The 17460-nt window shown below is 59.4% G+C and carries 9 protein-coding genes and 1 tRNA gene; 3 read left to right on the top strand and 7 right to left on the bottom strand.

From position 1 onward, the window contains the following. Nucleotides 1-105: 105 nt before the first annotated feature. Together EXN22_RS04140 and EXN22_RS04135 are read left to right on the top strand one after the other, a co-directional pair. On the top strand, nucleotides 106-4638 hold the full coding sequence (locus tag EXN22_RS04140; RefSeq protein WP_130262877.1) for a hypothetical protein: 4533 nt from the start codon (nucleotides 106-108) through the stop codon (nucleotides 4636-4638). Between the two features lie 110 nt (nucleotides 4639-4748). Further along, nucleotides 4749-9809: a dermonecrotic toxin domain-containing protein gene (locus EXN22_RS04135; RefSeq protein WP_130262876.1), complete on the top strand. Its 5061-nt coding sequence runs from the start codon at nucleotides 4749-4751 to the stop codon at nucleotides 9807-9809. Nucleotides 9810-9854: 45 nt separating this feature from the next. Here EXN22_RS04135 and dnaB read toward each other — a convergent pair whose 3' ends face one another. From dnaB to rnr, 7 genes are all read right to left on the bottom strand, one after another. Continuing rightward, nucleotides 9855-11252: a replicative DNA helicase gene (dnaB, locus tag EXN22_RS04130; RefSeq protein WP_130262875.1), complete on the bottom strand. Its 1398-nt coding sequence runs from the start codon at nucleotides 11250-11252 to the stop codon at nucleotides 9855-9857. Nucleotides 11253-11362: 110 nt separating this feature from the next. Then, nucleotides 11363-11809, bottom strand: a complete 447-nt coding sequence (rplI, locus tag EXN22_RS04125; RefSeq protein WP_045196876.1) for a 50S ribosomal protein L9 — start codon at nucleotides 11807-11809, stop codon at nucleotides 11363-11365. A 21-nt stretch (nucleotides 11810-11830) separates the two neighbouring features. Continuing rightward, on the bottom strand, nucleotides 11831-12730 hold the full coding sequence (locus EXN22_RS04120; RefSeq protein WP_130262874.1) for a hypothetical protein: 900 nt from the start codon (nucleotides 12728-12730) through the stop codon (nucleotides 11831-11833). Between the two features lie 36 nt (nucleotides 12731-12766). Continuing rightward, nucleotides 12767-12997 carry a 30S ribosomal protein S18 gene (gene rpsR / locus EXN22_RS04115; protein WP_003171373.1) on the bottom strand — a complete coding sequence of 77 codons (231 nt, stop codon included), beginning with the start codon at nucleotides 12995-12997 and terminating at the stop codon, nucleotides 12767-12769. 28 nt (nucleotides 12998-13025) lie between these two features. Then, nucleotides 13026-13451, bottom strand: a complete 426-nt coding sequence (gene rpsF, locus EXN22_RS04110; RefSeq protein ID WP_130262873.1) for a 30S ribosomal protein S6 — start codon at nucleotides 13449-13451, stop codon at nucleotides 13026-13028. Nucleotides 13452-13703: 252 nt separating this feature from the next. After that, a complete protein-coding gene (gene rlmB / locus EXN22_RS04105; protein WP_130262872.1) occupies nucleotides 13704-14456 on the bottom strand; it encodes a 23S rRNA (guanosine(2251)-2'-O)-methyltransferase RlmB in 753 nt (250 codons plus the stop codon). Continuing rightward, nucleotides 14453-17044: a ribonuclease R gene (rnr, locus tag EXN22_RS04100; RefSeq protein ID WP_130262871.1), complete on the bottom strand. Its 2592-nt coding sequence runs from the start codon at nucleotides 17042-17044 to the stop codon at nucleotides 14453-14455. Before rnr ends, rlmB begins: the two co-directional genes overlap by 4 nt. A gap of 266 nt (nucleotides 17045-17310) precedes the next feature. Between rnr and EXN22_RS04095 the strand changes: the two genes are divergently transcribed. Then, nucleotides 17311-17397: transfer RNA gene (locus tag EXN22_RS04095), tRNA-Leu, on the top strand. Nucleotides 17398-17460 lie beyond the last annotated feature (63 nt).

The raw sequence follows: 17460 nt of genomic DNA, 5'->3' as shown, positions 1-17460 counted from the left end.
CCAAATCCGACGGTGGTGGTCGGAATCCGCTTCAACAACTATTTACCGCTCGTCACCATCCGCATCGCGTTCTGATCTGCGTTTTCCCCCATGGAGACGCACAGTATGACCAATTCGACTGCCGACCAGGACCCGCTTGTACCCAACGACCACCAGCGCTGGTCGGACCGGCTGACGCTGGACCTGATCGAGGAGCATCTGCTCCAGGGCCTGCAAAGCCTGGATGAACAGGAACAGCACCAGTACCTGCAATTGGCCCGCCTGGGCCCGCAATGCCGACTGCGCTTGAGCGATGCTTTGCGCCAGTTTCGCAGCGCGTTCGAGACACAGGCGCTGGACGACCTGCGCCAACAACTGGCCCAGGCGTCAGGCCTGGCGCTGGACCCGCTGACCACTTACCTGCACACCTACTCGCTGCAGATTGAGCGCGAATTCCCCCACAAGGAAACTGAACACCTGCAGACCCGCAGCCTCTGGCAGGCGGCCCAGGGCAACTTCGGCTTCAACATTGCCTTGCAAAGTGGCTCGGGCCTGGATTTCCTCAAGGCCAGCAGCATCAATACCCGAACGTCGGGCGGGCGCGACACGCTGGTCCCGGTCAGCACCTTCGTCGAGGTGGTGCGCAGCCTTGACCTGGGCAAGCGCTTGCAAGACTGGCTGCAGCAGAAACTACCCGACGTGATCGGCCAAGCGGTCACCGACTATCACGCTGCCCTGCTGCGGTTTGCCCTACTGGAAGCCTACCGCAGCACCGAGGATCACGACTTCAATCGCGAACAACTGGCCAAACTGCAAACTGCCTGCGAACGCCCCGGGGCGCTGCAGTGGAATTACTTCAGCTTGAAGTTACCGGATGATGTCTTCGAGCACCTGCTCCGGCTGGCCCGGGCCGCACTGCCGCTGCAGTCGCTGAAGCAGGCGTTGGACCCACTGTCCAGCCAACGCATGGCGCAAACCCTGGCGGGCAACCTGATACCCCTGCCGTTCTTCGTGGTGAAGCTGGACAATGGGGTCTTCAGTTATTTTCCTGAGCGCCCGGGCGGCGCCTGGCGCCCTCACGCCTCGACCCACGAAGCCATCGACTCGCTACGCGGGCAGATTCACCAGGCAAATAGCAGCAGCGAGCTGCATTGGCTTTATCAGTGGATGCCATTGGCGCTACAGCAGAAGCTGTCGACGCTGCTCAAGCCTGACAACGTTGACCGCAACGATCTCACTACCTTGGCAAAATGGCTGTACGACACCTTCGCCACCCAGCCCTCCACCGCCCTGCTCGATATCGTCGAAAACTCGCACAGCCCCTGGGGGCAGCAATCGCTGCTGCAGGTCATCGCCCAGGAACAGCGACACGGGATCGCCGTCGATCTTTCCCTGATGGCGATCAGTAATAACAGCGTGGATTTCGACACGTTCCGCAAAGGCGTCCTCTTCGTGGTCAGCGAAGTGCTGGAACTTCTGACACTGTCCGTACCCGGCGGCGCCACCGGACTCAATCGCGCCATGCTCACCGCCACCTTCGCCAGCCTCGGTTTCCAGTCGATCTCGGCAGCCAATGCGCTGCTGTCCGGGCGCTCCAGCGAAGCGGTCCAGGCAGCGGCCGATATCGTCGATCTGATGATCAGCGCCAGGCTTCAGGGCCTCGGCGCGCAACTCTCGGCGCGCCGCTCCCGACAGCTTGTGGCAGCCCTTGGCCCCTCGCCGGCGATTAAGGCGCAAGTGGCCCGCCGCCTGGACCCCCGCGACTGGAGCGATGCCAGATTGCTGGAACACCTGCTGCCACAGCTCCCCCCACAGGAAATTGCCTCTGCCTTGCGCCTGAGCGGTGTACCACGCGAACAACTGGATGCAGCATGGAGCACTGGGGCTGAACTACCTTGGCAATTGCGCTGCGTAATGCAATGGCAACAGCCAACCACGGGTGAAAGCAACACCGCCACTGCCGCGCTTGCCATACGCTTCCCCGGATTGTCGCCCGCGGGCGCGCACGAAGCCCTGCGGCGCCATCCTGAACTCAAGCAGGCGGCAGCGGACAGCCTGATCGATCCAGGCCCCATTGCGACCTTGCTCGAGTTTGAGGAAGAAAGCCGCAGCCTGCTGGCGCTTTGCAAGCTTGACGATGACAAAGCCGCCCCCGACCGGGATACCGAAGCGTTGTGCTGCCAATTGCTCGCCACCCATCCCGATTGGCCAGGCACTCTGGGTATTCGCATTGAGGAGAATCTTCAGAGCCCGCCGGGCGCGGGCTTCACCCCTGCCTCGCCAGTTCAGTACTTCGGTGCACTCGGCGCCACTGACTACCTGCGCCTGACCCGCACCGGCAGCCTCTATCACCACCAGGACATGCCAGCCGTTCCTCTGCTGCAGGCCTTGCGCGAGCATCCGCATAGCCCGTTAGCCCAAGGCGATAGCGTGGCCGCGCTGCGCGAACACTTGCTCGACATCGCCTTGCGCAACCGCGAGCTGCTCCCGCAACTGCTGGCAGAGCCCGCGCTGCAGGCGCTTTCACCCCAGCGCTTGAGGGTCGGCCCCCGGCCGCTGCCCAGTGACACCACCGCGCCTGATACCGGGATTCATATCCACGAGGGCACAACCTACGCCATGATCGAGGGCGCGGCTTACCCGATAGTGCCTGACGCCCAGGCATCCACCCCAGAGTGGCCGGTATGGCGACTGGCCGACAGCCCGCGCTCCGATAGCCCTGCAATCGATCTGTACCGCCAGCACTGGTATTACGCCCGGCTGCCAGGCGCCGCCGGCATGCCCCGACGCGGGAGCCGCCTGGCGCAGCTGCAGGAGCAAAACCGTGCGGCGGCGACAGCCCAGCACGCAGCGCAACTTCAGCAGCGGCAAAATACTCGTCAACAACTGAGCGAGCTCAACCAGGCCCTGCTGGCGACCGCCGCCCAGATGACACAAGTCACTGCACAGGTCAACGATGCGATTGAAGGCTCTGACGCACAGCAGCAGGCCGTCGTGACGCTGGTCGTCACTTACTGGAAAGCCATTAAGCACATCTCTGCGAAAATCCAACTGCTTGAAGCGTTTGACGACTCACAGACGCTGCCCCAACAACGAGATATGCATGAATATCGGCTTCACTGCCTGCAAAAGATCATGCTCAGCCAGGACCTCGCCTTCACCAGTGAAACCGGGGAGTTTCTAACCAACCCCCATCAGGGCGAACATTACCGATATCGCCAACAACGCCGAAGGATTCTTCAGCATCTTGAAGAGAAGCGCCCCTTCCTCGACAGGCACGCCGACTATCTGCAGACGCTCGCTCACCGCTTCCCCGACGATCGGACCGAGACGTTCATCGCACAAGCCAAGGAGGACTTCCCCGCCACCCCGCTGATGCGGGAGGCAGCAATGATTCTGTTCAAGATGGACTTGCTCGTGATCGGCGACCCCCTGGATACCCAAGCCCCGGTACTGTTCAACGCGCAGGCTGCGGAACACCTGGTGCAACTGCACGACATACTCACTACTTATACCGAACTGGACAGCCTTCCGGACAACTACCATCTCTCACTGCTAGACGATCTACAACGCCAGCTCGAAAGCCAGCAGGGCGCGCTCAAATCCATGCAGGACACGGCTGCCACGCTGGATAAAACTCATCTACGCGATATCGACCAAGCGTTAGGGAAGCTCATTCAACAGATACAGCAGCGTCTTGAGTCGATGTATCGGGACCTGAAAAGCAACGCACTCCTGACGCTTGACCCACAGGCCCTGGACACCGACTTTCTGCCCGCCCAGTCGTCCCGGCAACCGGTTGCACGACCACGCAAGCGCGTGATCAAAGTCAGGCAACAGGGCACAACCGTGCTAAAAGTCGGGGAAACGCATACCAGCGATCAGGGCCTGGCCGTGGTCGAGATCATCAGCCCCGGCATCGTTTCCGGTCCCAGGGTGCAACGCTATGCCAACCCGGTGGACGGCTACTGGCAACTTCTGCCCACTGATCGCCAACCGGCCCGCCCCCCTGCATCACTGGCTCCCCAGGTCGCCGAGGCCAACAGACTAGTAGACCAAGTCGAGCAGCAACTGGGCGCGGCGCGCCAGGATGCACAGAAGAAACAAAACCCTACCAACATCGTCGAGTCTCTTGAGCGTCACGCCGGGGCACTGGACGTATTGGCGCATGGCATCAACTCTTCAAGCCCGAATGCAGAACAGCGTACGCTGCTCGAACGCCTGCGCGCAGCCGCACAGCGCTTGCGCCGGCACGGTGAAGAATTGCGCATAATGCTCTACAAATCGCCGGAGACGCTCGATATCAGTCGTCTACTGTACCTGATGGAGCATCAGCAAGTGAGTGTGCACAAGACACTGGCGCGCGCGCCGAGGGGTAAAGGCAGGAACAAGCACTTTCTCGATGTTTACGAAATCCGTGATGCCCAAGGCCATCGCCCGGTGCTTTGGGAAGCGCATTTTCACTACAGTACAAGCACAACGGCCATGGATCAGTTCCAACTCAAAGGCGCACACTTGAAAACCCTGGCGCAAGCACGCCTGGGTTCTGCATCGCAGGCTCAGGCAGAACGTGAAGGGCAAGCGCATGTCCCGATCTGGCGCGCAGCCTTCAGCCCCCAGGCAGCACGGCTGCTGTTCAGCGCCGCGACGGTTGGCTAAGTGTGGTGATACCGTGTCCGTGCAAACGGGCATGGCATAACTATCTAGCGCACAACCCGCTCACCAACCGGCTCGAATAGGTGCTCCATTCAACAACGGAGCGCTTTTACATGCCATCCCCACGAGCCTCAACCCTTGTCGGCCGCAGTGATGACTTCATCCAGTCGGCACAGGCCAGCAACGATAGCCAGACCCTGCATTGGATTATCCAACAGACACAAAGCGCCTTGGCGACCTTGACGCCCGACCTCAAGAAAATGTACGCGGACTTGTGTCTCGAGGCACCTGACCTCAAGGAGGCGCTGGGCCAGGCCATGCGTCAGTTCATTCAGCGAGTCGACACGCATGCCATATCGCACTTGTCACTGGCGTTGGAAAACCACCTGGGCAGACCTGTGGATCTTTTCAGCAGCAAACTGCTGACGCAAATCGAGACACCGAGTGAGAACACATTCAGCGTCCACTATCAAACCGTCGAAATGCGCCTGTGGGATGCCGCCCGGAAGAACTTCGGTTTCCACCAAGGAAGCCGCTGGTCACCTGGCTCCAGTGACAGATTCCACCAGAACTCAAGCATTCTTGAACCCGATATTCCCTCAGGCGCTAAGGCGCTAACCTCCCAGGACTTTGTTGACCTGGTTCGCGAAGTGGACCTGGGTGGAAAATTCCTTACGTTCTTCGAACAACACTTCAACAACGATATCAAACCGCAATTGATCGCCTACCAGACGGCAAGCCTGAAGCTGGCATTGCTTGAGGCCTTGCGCCAGGGTGAAATCAATCTGGCCGAATACAACCACCTGAACACCAACACCACGAACCCAGACACCCCCTGGTCCACCTATTCGTTAACCTTTGGTAGCGAACGCGCCGCCCTTGACTTGTTCATCCGCCAAATCACCCATCTGCCAGATACGCCAACCTTCAGCTATTTACCCGGGCGCCCGGAAGGAGAGATCAAGCGGCACGGTTCAATTGCCAGCGCGCTGGAGTCGGCTCGTATCAGCCTGCGGACAACGTCTACGAACTCGCATATTCCCTGGTTTCTCAGGAAACTGGCGGTCCGTGATCAGCTCAAACTCCAACGCTTTCTGAAAACGCCACAGGTCGACACCACACAACTGTCTTGGCTCTCCCATCAACTTTTCCAGCTATTGGGTGATGACAGCCCCCAAGGTTCGCGGCTGGATATCCAACTGAGCACCTCGTTCGACGCGCTGAGCACTGCCATTTACAAAAATGGAGCCCTGAGGTTCTACAGCGATGCCTTGAAAGACTATCAACCGGTCTCTGATCTTGACCATGACACCTGGGTCAAAGGTGCGAGTTCGATTATCAGCGAAGTCGTTGATCTGTTGCTGATTCCTGCACCAGGCGGAGTCACCGGCCTTAGCACACTGATGATGACAGCGTCACTCGGAGCTTTGGGCTATCAGACCTTCGTCGCCAGCGTGGCCCTGTCCCAAGGCGGGCGCAGCGAGTTCGTTCAGGCCATGGCCGACATCTTTGACCTGGCCATATCCGCAGCCCTTCAAGGGCTTGGCGGGAAAGTATCGGCACTGCGTACGCGCAACCTGATCAAGGCATTGCGCAATCCACGCTTGGCAACAGATAACGCCGGGACTACCACGTTGGCTTGGACCCGTTCCGCACCAGCATCGACAACGACCAGCAATGTTGACTCACTCAGTGATACACAGTTACTGAACAAGATGCGTTCCCCAGAGCTACCCGCTATGACAGACAGCCAATTGCAGCGGCTGTTAGTGATCACCGACACCACGCGTAAAACGCTCAATGCAATCTGGGCTGGCGAACAAGATGCTCCCTGGGCCTTGCGCGAAGCAATGGACGCACAGCAGCTACGCGTTCGCCTGGACGACCTTGACACTGCGCTTGATCAACACGCCAGCCCGCTGCCCACGTTGGCCGACAAGGTGTTGCCGCCGCTGTTGGCGATCAAGGCCGACGCTAACATCAGGATCTATGACAGCGACAGGAAAACCCTACAGGCCCAGTATCAGCCGGCCAATCCTTCTGTGCCTGATATCGTACTGGTCCGCAATGGAAACAACCGATACAACCCGTTCATAGCAGACCCCCGAGACACCAGCCTGCCCCTTATCGCGGCTGTGCTGCAAGAGCATGAACGACTCCAGCCGGACGGCACGCTAGGCAAACGGGGAGAGTTCGCGCTCGACGGGCATTTCCAGCATCGCGTCGATCATTTGCGCAGCCTGTTGAGCGCCGAGTTCAAGCGCCAACGACCGGCACTCTATCAGGCCTTGCTGGAAGATCGGCCACGATCCGAACTGGACCCGCAACAGCCCGCCTATCCCTTCTCTCGCACGGCGCCGCCAAGCAACGATTCACAAGCAACGCTGAACAACCTGCTGCAACACTTCCCCGACCTGACCCACAGCGCTGCCGTCCAGGTGGTGCGTGAATATCCGCAGAATACATTCGACCCTTCGACCGTGTTCCCCTCGGAGCAGCTTGACCGAATCACCGAGATCCGTACGCAAAGCCGCACGCGGCAAGCATTGACCAGCCTGGAAGATGCCAACGATCGTGGTATGGGCCATGACACTGAATCCGTCTTCGCCCATTGGCTCAGCGCGCTGCCGAACTGGGCTGAATCCCTTGGCATAAAGGTCTTTAACGGCATTCGCAGTGACAGTGGCATCAGAAAAGGTGAAAAGGTACTGGCGCAGTATGGCGATGAGTCGGCACAACGCTTTATCGAACTGGTCAAAACGGACAATAGCTACACCGCCTACGACCTGCGTAGCGAGGCGGTGGTGCAACCCTATCCAGACCAGAACAGCCTGGTGTCGGCCATGCTCCGGGCCCTGGACAATACCCAACGCAACAAGCTCGGCTATTCGATACAGGACAGTAAAGGGCTGGCCAAGGACCTGGTTGATGTCATCAGCAGGCATCCGCGGCTATGGCCTGGACTGCTGAGCCATGACACCACCTATACCCTGAGCAGCAAACGCCTTGCCGGGTTCAACAGCGTTGTGACTATCAGGGCCAACAGCATCAACAACGATGGGGTCTATCGACAGGACGGCAAGCGCTACATCCTGCATGACGGGCAGGCTTACCAGGTGCTCAAGGATGAGGGCGCCTCGACACCTCAGCGCGCTGTCTGGCGCATAGTCCGTCCCGCTGACGCGGTGGCGCAAGATGAATCGAACCGTTATGTAGCCAGCCGCCCGGGTCGCAGCGAAGCGGTCATTCGTAATTTCGACGACCAATGGGTCGGTCTCGTCGTTGCGGGCGCCGGAGGGATGAAGCGGGCTGACGCGAAGACCCAGGCCAAAATACTCAAGGCAATGATGGAGCTTGCAAGCAACGGTCGGCAGATCGTCGTCCTGGAAGACCTGATCACTAACTTGAATGCTCAGGTCGACTCACACACCAACCCGGTTCTTGGTCCTGAAATCCACAGCGTCCTGGAGCGCTTGATTGGCCTGAACGAGAGGAAGACCAACCTCTTGGAACAGAACTTACAACTCTACAAGAAACATGCGCCACTACTGGCAAAGAACATCACGACACGCGTGGACTTCTTCAGCGACCGCGCAACCACCTTGATGCTTCATGCCTCGGCACTTTACGCACAAACGACGATAGAACAAGTCAAGCTTAACGAAAGAGTCAGCGGTCTGGGTGACTTTGATCCGCTCTCAAACCCTTTAAACATTCGGCGTTTGAGTCGGGAAAACATCAGTACAATCAAGTACAAACTGCCCTATGCCGAAAAAGCCGAACAGTCGATCGCAGCATTCAAGGAAGAGCTTGCCAATCTCAAACAATACCAGCACGACGAGGGCGCACAAGCGGCGCTCGAGAAACAGCAAGAACACCTCGACGACTATGAGACTCACAAACCGCCCGTCAGCTACTATCTACGGTATGCCGGCATCTTCTTTCGCCTCAGTCTGCTGTACGTCAGTGACACTGTTGACCCTTCCGCCCCCTACTTTTTGCAGCCCATATTTCAAAAAATCGATCCTCAAATACGCCTCGCTGTAATTGCTCTTGATGAGGCCTCTAAGGTTCCACGCGAACACCGCCTGCCCCTGCTGGAGGACACCCAGTTGGCCCTGGAGGCCCAACTTGAGCAACTACAGAACCAGAGCGAAAGTCTCTCCCTTGAAAGCGACAAGTCTCATCTGAAAGAAGTCATCGAGCAGGTGCAATATTACCTGGGCCTTGCCGATGAGCGAATAGCCACGCTGTTTGACTCCATTTCGGAAGCCGATGCACTCAATCGCGGCAATGAAGACATCGACTTCGACTTTATTCCTGCGCAAACCGGCCCTGTGCCGCCTGCACGCTCTACCAGAAAGGTCATTCGCCTCAACCGCCCACAAGGTGGAGTCCGGGTGACTGCCGAAGTGAATCCCGATGCACAGGATCAGGTCAGGGTGAAGCAGCCGGACACCGGTGAGATCGTTCAGACGTACAGCAAGCACAATAATCAATGGACTGCATCATCCAAAACGGTTCCAGCGACCTCCGACTACTCAGCTGCCCGCCAACAGGCCAGCACGCTGTTGCAGCAATCTGCCAGTGCCCTTGTCCAGGCCAAAGAAATGATCAGAAAGAAACAACTGCCTATCAATGTGTATGAGTTCCTGGAACGCAAGGCAGCCCAGTTGCAAGAGCAGACGGACATCTTGAAACAGGACAGCCAAACTGACAACGGCTCCCTGGTCACTCAACTCGAAACCAAAAGCGTCGAACTGCTGACGCAAGCCAAAGTGCTGCTGATCAGCGGCTACAAGGACACGAACGTGCTCAGCGTACCGCGCCTGCGCTACCTGATCGATAACGACGAGGTCAGGGTAAAACGCGAAGTCGAACGCAAGCGCATAGGCAAAGGGGCGAGCAAGAGTTTTCTAGATGTCTATTACATCTACGACAAGGGCACGGATCAGAAACTCTGGACAGCGCACTTTCACTACCCCAAGAGCGACAGCCGCATCCTGGACTTTGGCTTGAAAGGGGGTCACCTCAAGCGCCTCGATCAGGACACCCAGGGGCAATCTCAGCAGACGGGCCAGGAGCAAGCGGGGACAACGATAACGCCGATCTGGCGTGAAACCATCGACCGCACCAGCGCTGGCGAGCTGTTTAGACTGGCCGGTACCGCTTGATAGTACCTGCGATGACAACGACCGTCGCCATGAGGCGGTCGTTACCTACTCGTCATCGTCAAAGTTATAGCTACCCGGCGCCAGGTTTTCGAAGCGCGTGTACTTGCCGATGAAGGCCAGGCGGATAAAGCCGATCGGGCCGTTCCGCTGTTTGCCGATGATGATCTCGGCAATGCCTTTGTGTTCGGTCTCCGGGTGGTACACCTCGTCGCGGTAGACAAACATGATCACGTCGGCGTCCTGCTCGATCGCACCGGATTCGCGCAAGTCGGAGTTCACCGGGCGCTTGTTCGGTCGCTGTTCGAGGGAGCGGTTGAGCTGTGACAGGGCCACGACCGGGCAGTTGAACTCTTTGGCCAGGGCCTTGAGCGAGCGGGAGATCTCGGAAATCTCGTTGGTCCGGTTATCACCGCTGGAGCCCGGGATCTGCATCAGCTGCAGGTAGTCGATCATGATCAGGCCGACCTCGCCGTGCTCGCGCACCAGGCGCCGGGTGCGCGCACGCATCTCCGAGGGGCTGATGCCGGCAGTATCGTCGATGAACAGCTTGCGGTCGTTGAGCAGGTTGACCGCCGAGGTCAGGCGTGGCCAGTCATCGTCTTCAAGCTGACCGGAACGCACCTTGGTCTGGTCGATGCGACCAAGCGAAGAGAGCATACGCATGATCAGCGATTCGCCTGGCATCTCCAGCGAGTACACCAGCACCGCCTTGTCGCTGCGCAGTACCGCGTTCTCCACCAGGTTCATGGCGAAGGTGGTCTTACCCATCGATGGACGACCGGCGACGATGATCAGGTCGGCAGGCTGCAGGCCGCTGGTCTTCTCGTCGAGGTCGGTGTAGCCGGTGGACAGGCCGGTGATCGCGCTGTCGGTATTGAACAGCGTGTCGATGCGGTCGATGGCTTTGGTCAGCAGGTCGTTGACGCCCACCGGCCCACCGGTTTTCGGCCGCGCTTCGGCGATCTGGAAGATCTGCCGCTCGGCCTCATCAAGGATCTCCGCAGCATTGCGCCCCTGGGGGTTGAAGGCACTGTCGGCGATCTCGCTGCTGATGCTGATCAGCTGACGCAAGGTCGCCCGCTCGCGGATGATCGCAGCATAAGCTTTGATGTTGGCCACCGATGGGGTGTTCTTGGCCAACTCGCCCAGGTAGCCCAAGCCGCCGATTTGCGAGCTCACGCCTTCCTTGTCCAGTTGCTCGTGCAGGGTCACCACGTCGAACGGGGCGTTCAGGTCGGCGAGCTTGTGAATGGCGCGGAAGATCAGGCGGTGGTCATGCCGATAGAAATCGCCGTCCGAAACTTGATCGAGCACGCGCTCCCAGGCGTTGTTGTCCAGCATCAAGCCACCGAGCACGGCCTGTTCGGCCTCGATGGAATGCGGCGGCACCTTCAGGGCAGCGGTTTGCAGATCATATTGCTCGGGGGCGGATATCTCGTTCATGGCCACGCAGGAATCAGGGTGATGAAAAAAACAAAGGGCACGACCTGCAAAGCAGGATCGTGCCCGATGTTAACCGGCTGGCACTCAAGGTGCCAGCCGATAGGTACAGCTTAGGCTGCGACAACAACCACGCGAACGGTGGCTTCAACGTCGCTGTGCAGGTGCACGGCAACGTCGTATTCGCCGACGTTACGGATGGTGCCGTTCGGCAGACGAACTTCAGCCTTGGCCACTTCAACGCCGGAGGCGGTCAGGGCATCAGCGATGTCGTGGGTGCCGATCGAACCGAACAGCTTGCCTTCGTCACCGGCGGTGGCAGTGATGGTCACTTCCAGCTCAGCCAGTTGGGCAGCGCGAGTTTCAGCCGACGCTTTTTTCTCTGCAGCCAGTTTTTCCAGCTCAGCACGACGCTCTTCGAACGCAGCCAGGTTGGCAGCGGTCGCAGCGGTGGCTTTGCCGAATGGCAGCAGGAAGTTACGACCGTAACCGGCCTTAACATTTACCTTATCGCCCAGGTTGCCCAGGTTGGCGACTTTTTCCAGCAGGATCAGTTCCATTTGGTATTAACCTCTTAACTTTTAACCTTCACCGTTCGCGGAATCGTTATCGGCACCCTTTGGAGGCGCCTTGCGACCGCGAAAATCAATCAGGCTGTCGACAATGGCCAGGACCACGAGCAACGGATAAGTCAGCTGCATGAACAGCAGCAGCGTCACATACAACCCGACCAGCCAGAACTTGGCCAATCGACCTTGCGCCACCAGCCCATGCATCAGGGCAAGCCCTGCAAACATCAGCGGTACGCTGCACAGCGGCGTCAACATCGCCAGTTCAGGACCAAAATTCGGCCCCACCAGCATGAGCACCACCAGCACCAGCGCCGGCGCCAGGGGGAGCCTGACCGCTTGAAACTCGCGACCAAAACCACCCGGGTTATACAACAACGCCTGCCAGTAACGACCCAACATCAGGGCCAACACACTGACGGCTTGCAACAACGCCGCTATCAGGCCTACAAGCACGGGTGCGATAAGGCTACCCAGGCGGGCCCGCTCCTCTACCGATAACTGTTGGTAGAGACCGTCGAGCATCTGCGGCAGGGCTTTTTCAAGCGCTCCAGCCAGAGCTTCAATCGGTTCGCGGAACACCGACCCCAGTACAACCCCATACACCAGGCCCATGCCGATGCTGAACAACAGCACCCGGTTCCAGGACTGCCCGGCGCGCAACAGCGCAGCCAGACCCAGCGTACCCAGCAACACCATCAAGGTGCGCGGCTCACCGAAGAACCACCAGGCCAACGCCGGCAACAACGCCCAGGCGAGGACACCGGAGGCATCCTTGAAACCGCGCCGCAGGAACACCAGGCTCCCGGCGGCGGCACTCAACCAGAACAACAGCGGCAATGCCGCACAACCCACCACCACGAGGGTGGCTTGCACGCGACCGCGCATGATGAAATCAGCCAAGGCGCGCATGCATTCTATCCTTTGCTACTTGTCGACGACCCGGTCTCAGCGGCCGTGGCTGTCGGTGTAGGCCAGCAGGGCCAGGAAGCGGGCGCGCTTGATAGCGGTAGCCAGCTGACGCTGATAACGAGCTTTGGTACCGGTGATACGGCTTGGAACGATTTTGCCGGTTTCGGATACGTAAGCTTTCAGGGTGTTGAGATCTTTGTAATCGATCTCTTTCACTTCTTCAGCAGTGAAGCGGCAGAATTTACGACGACGGAAGAAACGTGCCATGTAATAGGCTCCTCAAAAGGTCCGTGGATTACTCGTCAGCGTTATCGCTGTTGTCGCTGTCATTGCTGTCGTCGCCATCGGCGCCTTCAGCATGCTCAGGACGGTCGCGACGCTCACGGCGCTCACTGCGGTTCTCTTCAGCCTTGAGCATCTCGGACTGGCCGGTAACGGCTTCGTCGCGACGGATGACCAGGTTACGGATCACGGCATCGTTGTAGCGGAAGTTGTCTTCCAGCTCGGCCAGGGCCTTGCCGGTGCACTCAACGTTCAGCATCACGTAGTGAGCCTTGTGAACATTGTTGATTGCGTAGGCCAGTTGACGACGGCCCCAGTCTTCCAGACGGTGGATTTTGCCGCCGTCTTCTTCGATCAGCTTGGTGTAACGCTCAACCATGCCGCCGACTTGCTCGCTCTGGTCAGGGTGGACCAGAAAGATGATTTCGTAATGACGCATGAATGCTCCTTACGGGTTGTAGTCTGCCACCAGGGTGGTCAGACAAGGAGTGAATGACACTTGTATGTCTTGCCCCGGGAAAAGGCGCGTGAACGCCTGCCAACACGGCAAGGGGCGCAATTGTAGAGAAGCGCCGAAGGACAAGCAAGGTCATTGGTGAATTATTGAACAGTTACAAATGCATCGCGGGGCAATCCCGCTCCCACAGGGATCGTGTTGACCCTGTGGGAGCGGGATTGCCCCGCGAATGCATCAAGGCTTGGCTTTGGCCTGCCGCTGACGAACGGCCTCGAACAGGCACACGCCCGTTGCCACCGACACGTTCAGGCTGCTGACACTACCGGCCATCGGCAATTTGACCAGAAAATCACAGTGCTCGCGGGTCAAGCGGCGCATGCCCTTGCCTTCGGCGCCCATGATCAGGATGGTCGGCCCGGTCAGGTCCTGCTGGTACAACTCCTGCTCGGCCTCGCCAGCAGTGCCGACCACCCACAGGCCACGTTGCTGGAGTTTCTCCAGGGTCCGCGCCAGGTTGGTCACCGCCACCAGCGGGATGACTTCGGCTGCGCCGCAGGCCACTTTACGTACCGCCGGGGTCAGGGTCGCCGATTTGTCCTTGGGCACCACCACCGCCAGGGCACCGGCCGCATCGGCGGTGCGCAGACAAGCGCCGAGGTTGTGCGGGTCGGTGACGCCGTCGAGTACCAGGATCAGCGGTGCGCCTTCGGTGCGATCAAGCAGCTCTTCGAGCATCGCCTCACCCCAGACCTGGCTCGGGCTGACTTCAGCCACCACGCCCTGGTGCACGCCTTCAACCCAGGCATCCATCTCGCGGCGCTCGGCCTGACCGACCGCCACACGGTTCTGTGCGGCCAGCTCCAGCAGTGGCTGCAGGCGCGGCTCGCTGCGTCCTTCGGACAACCAGATCTGCTTGACCCGCTTGGGGTGATGACGCAACAGGGCTTCCACGGCATGCACGCCGTAGATCTTTTCCAACTGACTCATGACTTGGCCTTGGGTTTACGTGACGCAGAGCCGGCTTTGGGCGGCCCTTTACGGTGCTTGCTCGGTTTTTCCGACTTGCCCGACTTGGCCGCAGGTTTGCCGCCTGCGTGCTTGGCATCGGACATCAAGGCCTTCTTCATCTCCCGGCTCTTGCGCACTTCGGCGTTTTTCGCCGCGGCGTGGGAGGGGAAATAGGCTTCGGCGGTTTCGTTCTTCTTGCTGCGGCGCGCAGGCTCTGCAGCCTTGGTCACTTCAGCCTTGTCGAGCACCGGTACCGGCTTGCCGTCTTGTGGACGCACGCCTTCGCCACGCTGCTTGCGGCCAATCGGCGCCTTGAGGGTGTTCTCGGCCATCTCGAAATCGATTTTGCGCTGCTCCAGATCGACGCGCATCACCCGCACTTCGACGGTGTCGCCCAGGCGGAAGCTGCGCCCGGTACGCTCACCGGCCAGGCGGTGGTGCACAGGGTCGAAGTGATAGTAATCACCCGGCAAGGCACTGACATGCACCATGCCTTCGACGTAGATGTCGGTCAGTTCGACGAACAGGCCAAAACCGGTCACCGCAGTGATCACACCCGGGAAGCTCTCGCCGACGCGGTCTTTCATGTACTCGCACTTGAGCCAGTTGACCACGTCGCGGGTGGCCTCGTCGGCACGCCGCTCGCTCATCGAGCACTGCTCGCCGAGCTGCTCCAGGGTCGCCTCGTCGTACGGATAGATGCGCGCCTTGGGGATGCTCATCGCACCGGCACGCTTGACGTGCGGGGTTTCCTGGCGCGAACGGATCACGCTGCGGATGGCCCGGTGGGTCAGCAGGTCCGGGTAGCGACGGATCGGCGAAGTGAAGTGGGTATATGCCTCGTAGTTCAGGCCGAAGTGGCCGTTGTTGTCGGCGCTGTACACCGCCTGGCTCAGGGAACGCAGCATTACGGTCTGGATCAGGTGGAAATCCGGACGGTCGGCGATACTCGCCAACAGTGCCTGGTAATCCTTCGGCGACGGACCATCCTTGCCCTTGTGCAGGGACAGGCCCAGCTCACCGAGGAAGGCGCGCAGTTTTTCCAGGCGCTCCGGCGGCGGACCGTCGTGAACACGGTACAAGGCAGGGATTTCGTGCTTCTTGAGGAACTCGGCGGTTGCCACGTTGGCCGCCAGCATGCACTCCTCGATCAGCTTGTGGGCATCGTTGCGCACAGTCGGGCGGATTTCGGCGATCTTGCGCTCGGAACCGAAGATGATCCGGGTTTCCTGGGTCTCGAAGTCGATCGCGCCGCGGGTATGACGAGCCGCCAGCAGCACCTTGTACAGCGCATAAAGCTGCTTGAGGTCCGGCACCACTTCGCTGTACTGCTCACGCAGGGCCTTGCCCTCGCGGGTACGGGCGTGTTCGAGCATGCTGCTGACCTTGTTGTAGGTCAGGCGCGCATGGGAGTGGATCACCGCTTCGTAGAACTGGTAATCGACCATCTGTCCGGACTTGTTGATGGTCATTTCACAGACCATCGCCAAACGGTCGACGTGCGGGTTCAGCGAGCACAGGCCGTTGGACAGCTCTTCGGGAAGCATCGGTACCACGCGCTCGGGGAAATACACCGAGTTGCCGCGCACCTGGGCTTCGGCATCCAGGGCAGAGCCCAGACGCACGTAGCTGGAGACATCGGCAATGGCCACGTACAGGCGCCAGCCACCGGAGAACAGGCGCAATTTGCCCAGGCTCTCGCAATACACCGCATCGTCGAAGTCACGGGCATCTTCACCGTCGATGGTGACGAACGGCAGATGGCGCAGGTCGATGCGATGCTCTTTGTCTTTCTCTTCGACTTCCGGCTTGAGCTTGCGGGCTTCCTTGATCACGGCTTCTGGCCAGACATGCGGAATATCGTAGCTGCGCAGGGCAACGTCGATTTCCATGCCCGGAGCCATGTAGTTGCCGATCACTTCGGTGACATCGCCCTGAGGCTGGAAGCGCGGGGTCGGCCAGTGGGTGATCTTGACCTCGACGAACTGACCGACCCGGGCACCGCCATTACGGCCCGGGGTGATCAGCACTTCCTGCTGGACCTTGGGGTTGTCGGGGGTGACAAAGCCGATGCCGCCTTCTTCGAAGTAGCGACCGACGATGCTTTCGTGAGCCCGGGAGATCACTTCGACCACCACGCCTTCACGGCGGCCACGACGATCCAGGCCGGAAACCCGGGCCAGGGCGCGGTCGCCATCGAACACCAGGCGCATTTGCGCCGGGCTCAGGAACAGATCGTCGCTGCCGTCATCCGGGACCAGGAAGCCGAAACCGTCGCGGTGGCCGGAAATGCGGCCGAGGATCAGGTCGAGCTTGTCTACCGGGGCATAGGTGCCGCGCCGGGTATAAATCAGCTGGCCGTCACGCTCCATCGCGCGCAGGCGGCGGCGCAGGGCTTCGATCTGGTCTTCGGTGGTCAGGCCGAACTCTTCGACCAACTGCTCGCGAGCAGCCGGCGAGCCGCGCTCGTCCAGACGCTGGAGGATCAGCTCACGGCTAGGAATAGGGTTTTCGTATTTTTCCGCTTCACGAGCGGCCTCGGGATCGAGGGACTGCCAATCGGCCATTAGGAGGGGTTCACCTTGTCTATATAAGGGTTAGTTTGGCATAGGCGTATTGAAACCGGAAATTTCAGGCTTGGACAGCCCTGTCGCAGCCCCCTGGATGCTGCCAAAACCATCATAAGGAACAACGACTTGAATTTTTTAAGATTTTTTCTGAACGGGGGTTTACAGCCCCCAGGCGCATCCGTATAGTGCGCACCACAGCGACGGACACCGTCGTTATAGTTGAGAAGCAGCAGGATGTGAAGCATCATGTTCCTCAGCGAAATGCCCAGATGGTGAAATTGGTAGACACGCCAGCTTCAGGTGCTGGTGACCTTACGGTCGTGGAAGTTCGAGTCTTCTTCTGGGCACCAATTTCAAATCTTAGAACAGCCTCTGGCTTCTGAGATTTACTGCAACACGCTACAACACGCTAC

The organism is Pseudomonas tructae (assembly GCF_004214895.1).
GTDB classification, from domain to species: Bacteria; Pseudomonadota; Gammaproteobacteria; order Pseudomonadales; family Pseudomonadaceae; genus Aquipseudomonas; species Aquipseudomonas tructae.
This window is presented reverse-complemented; position numbering and strand designations above follow the sequence as displayed.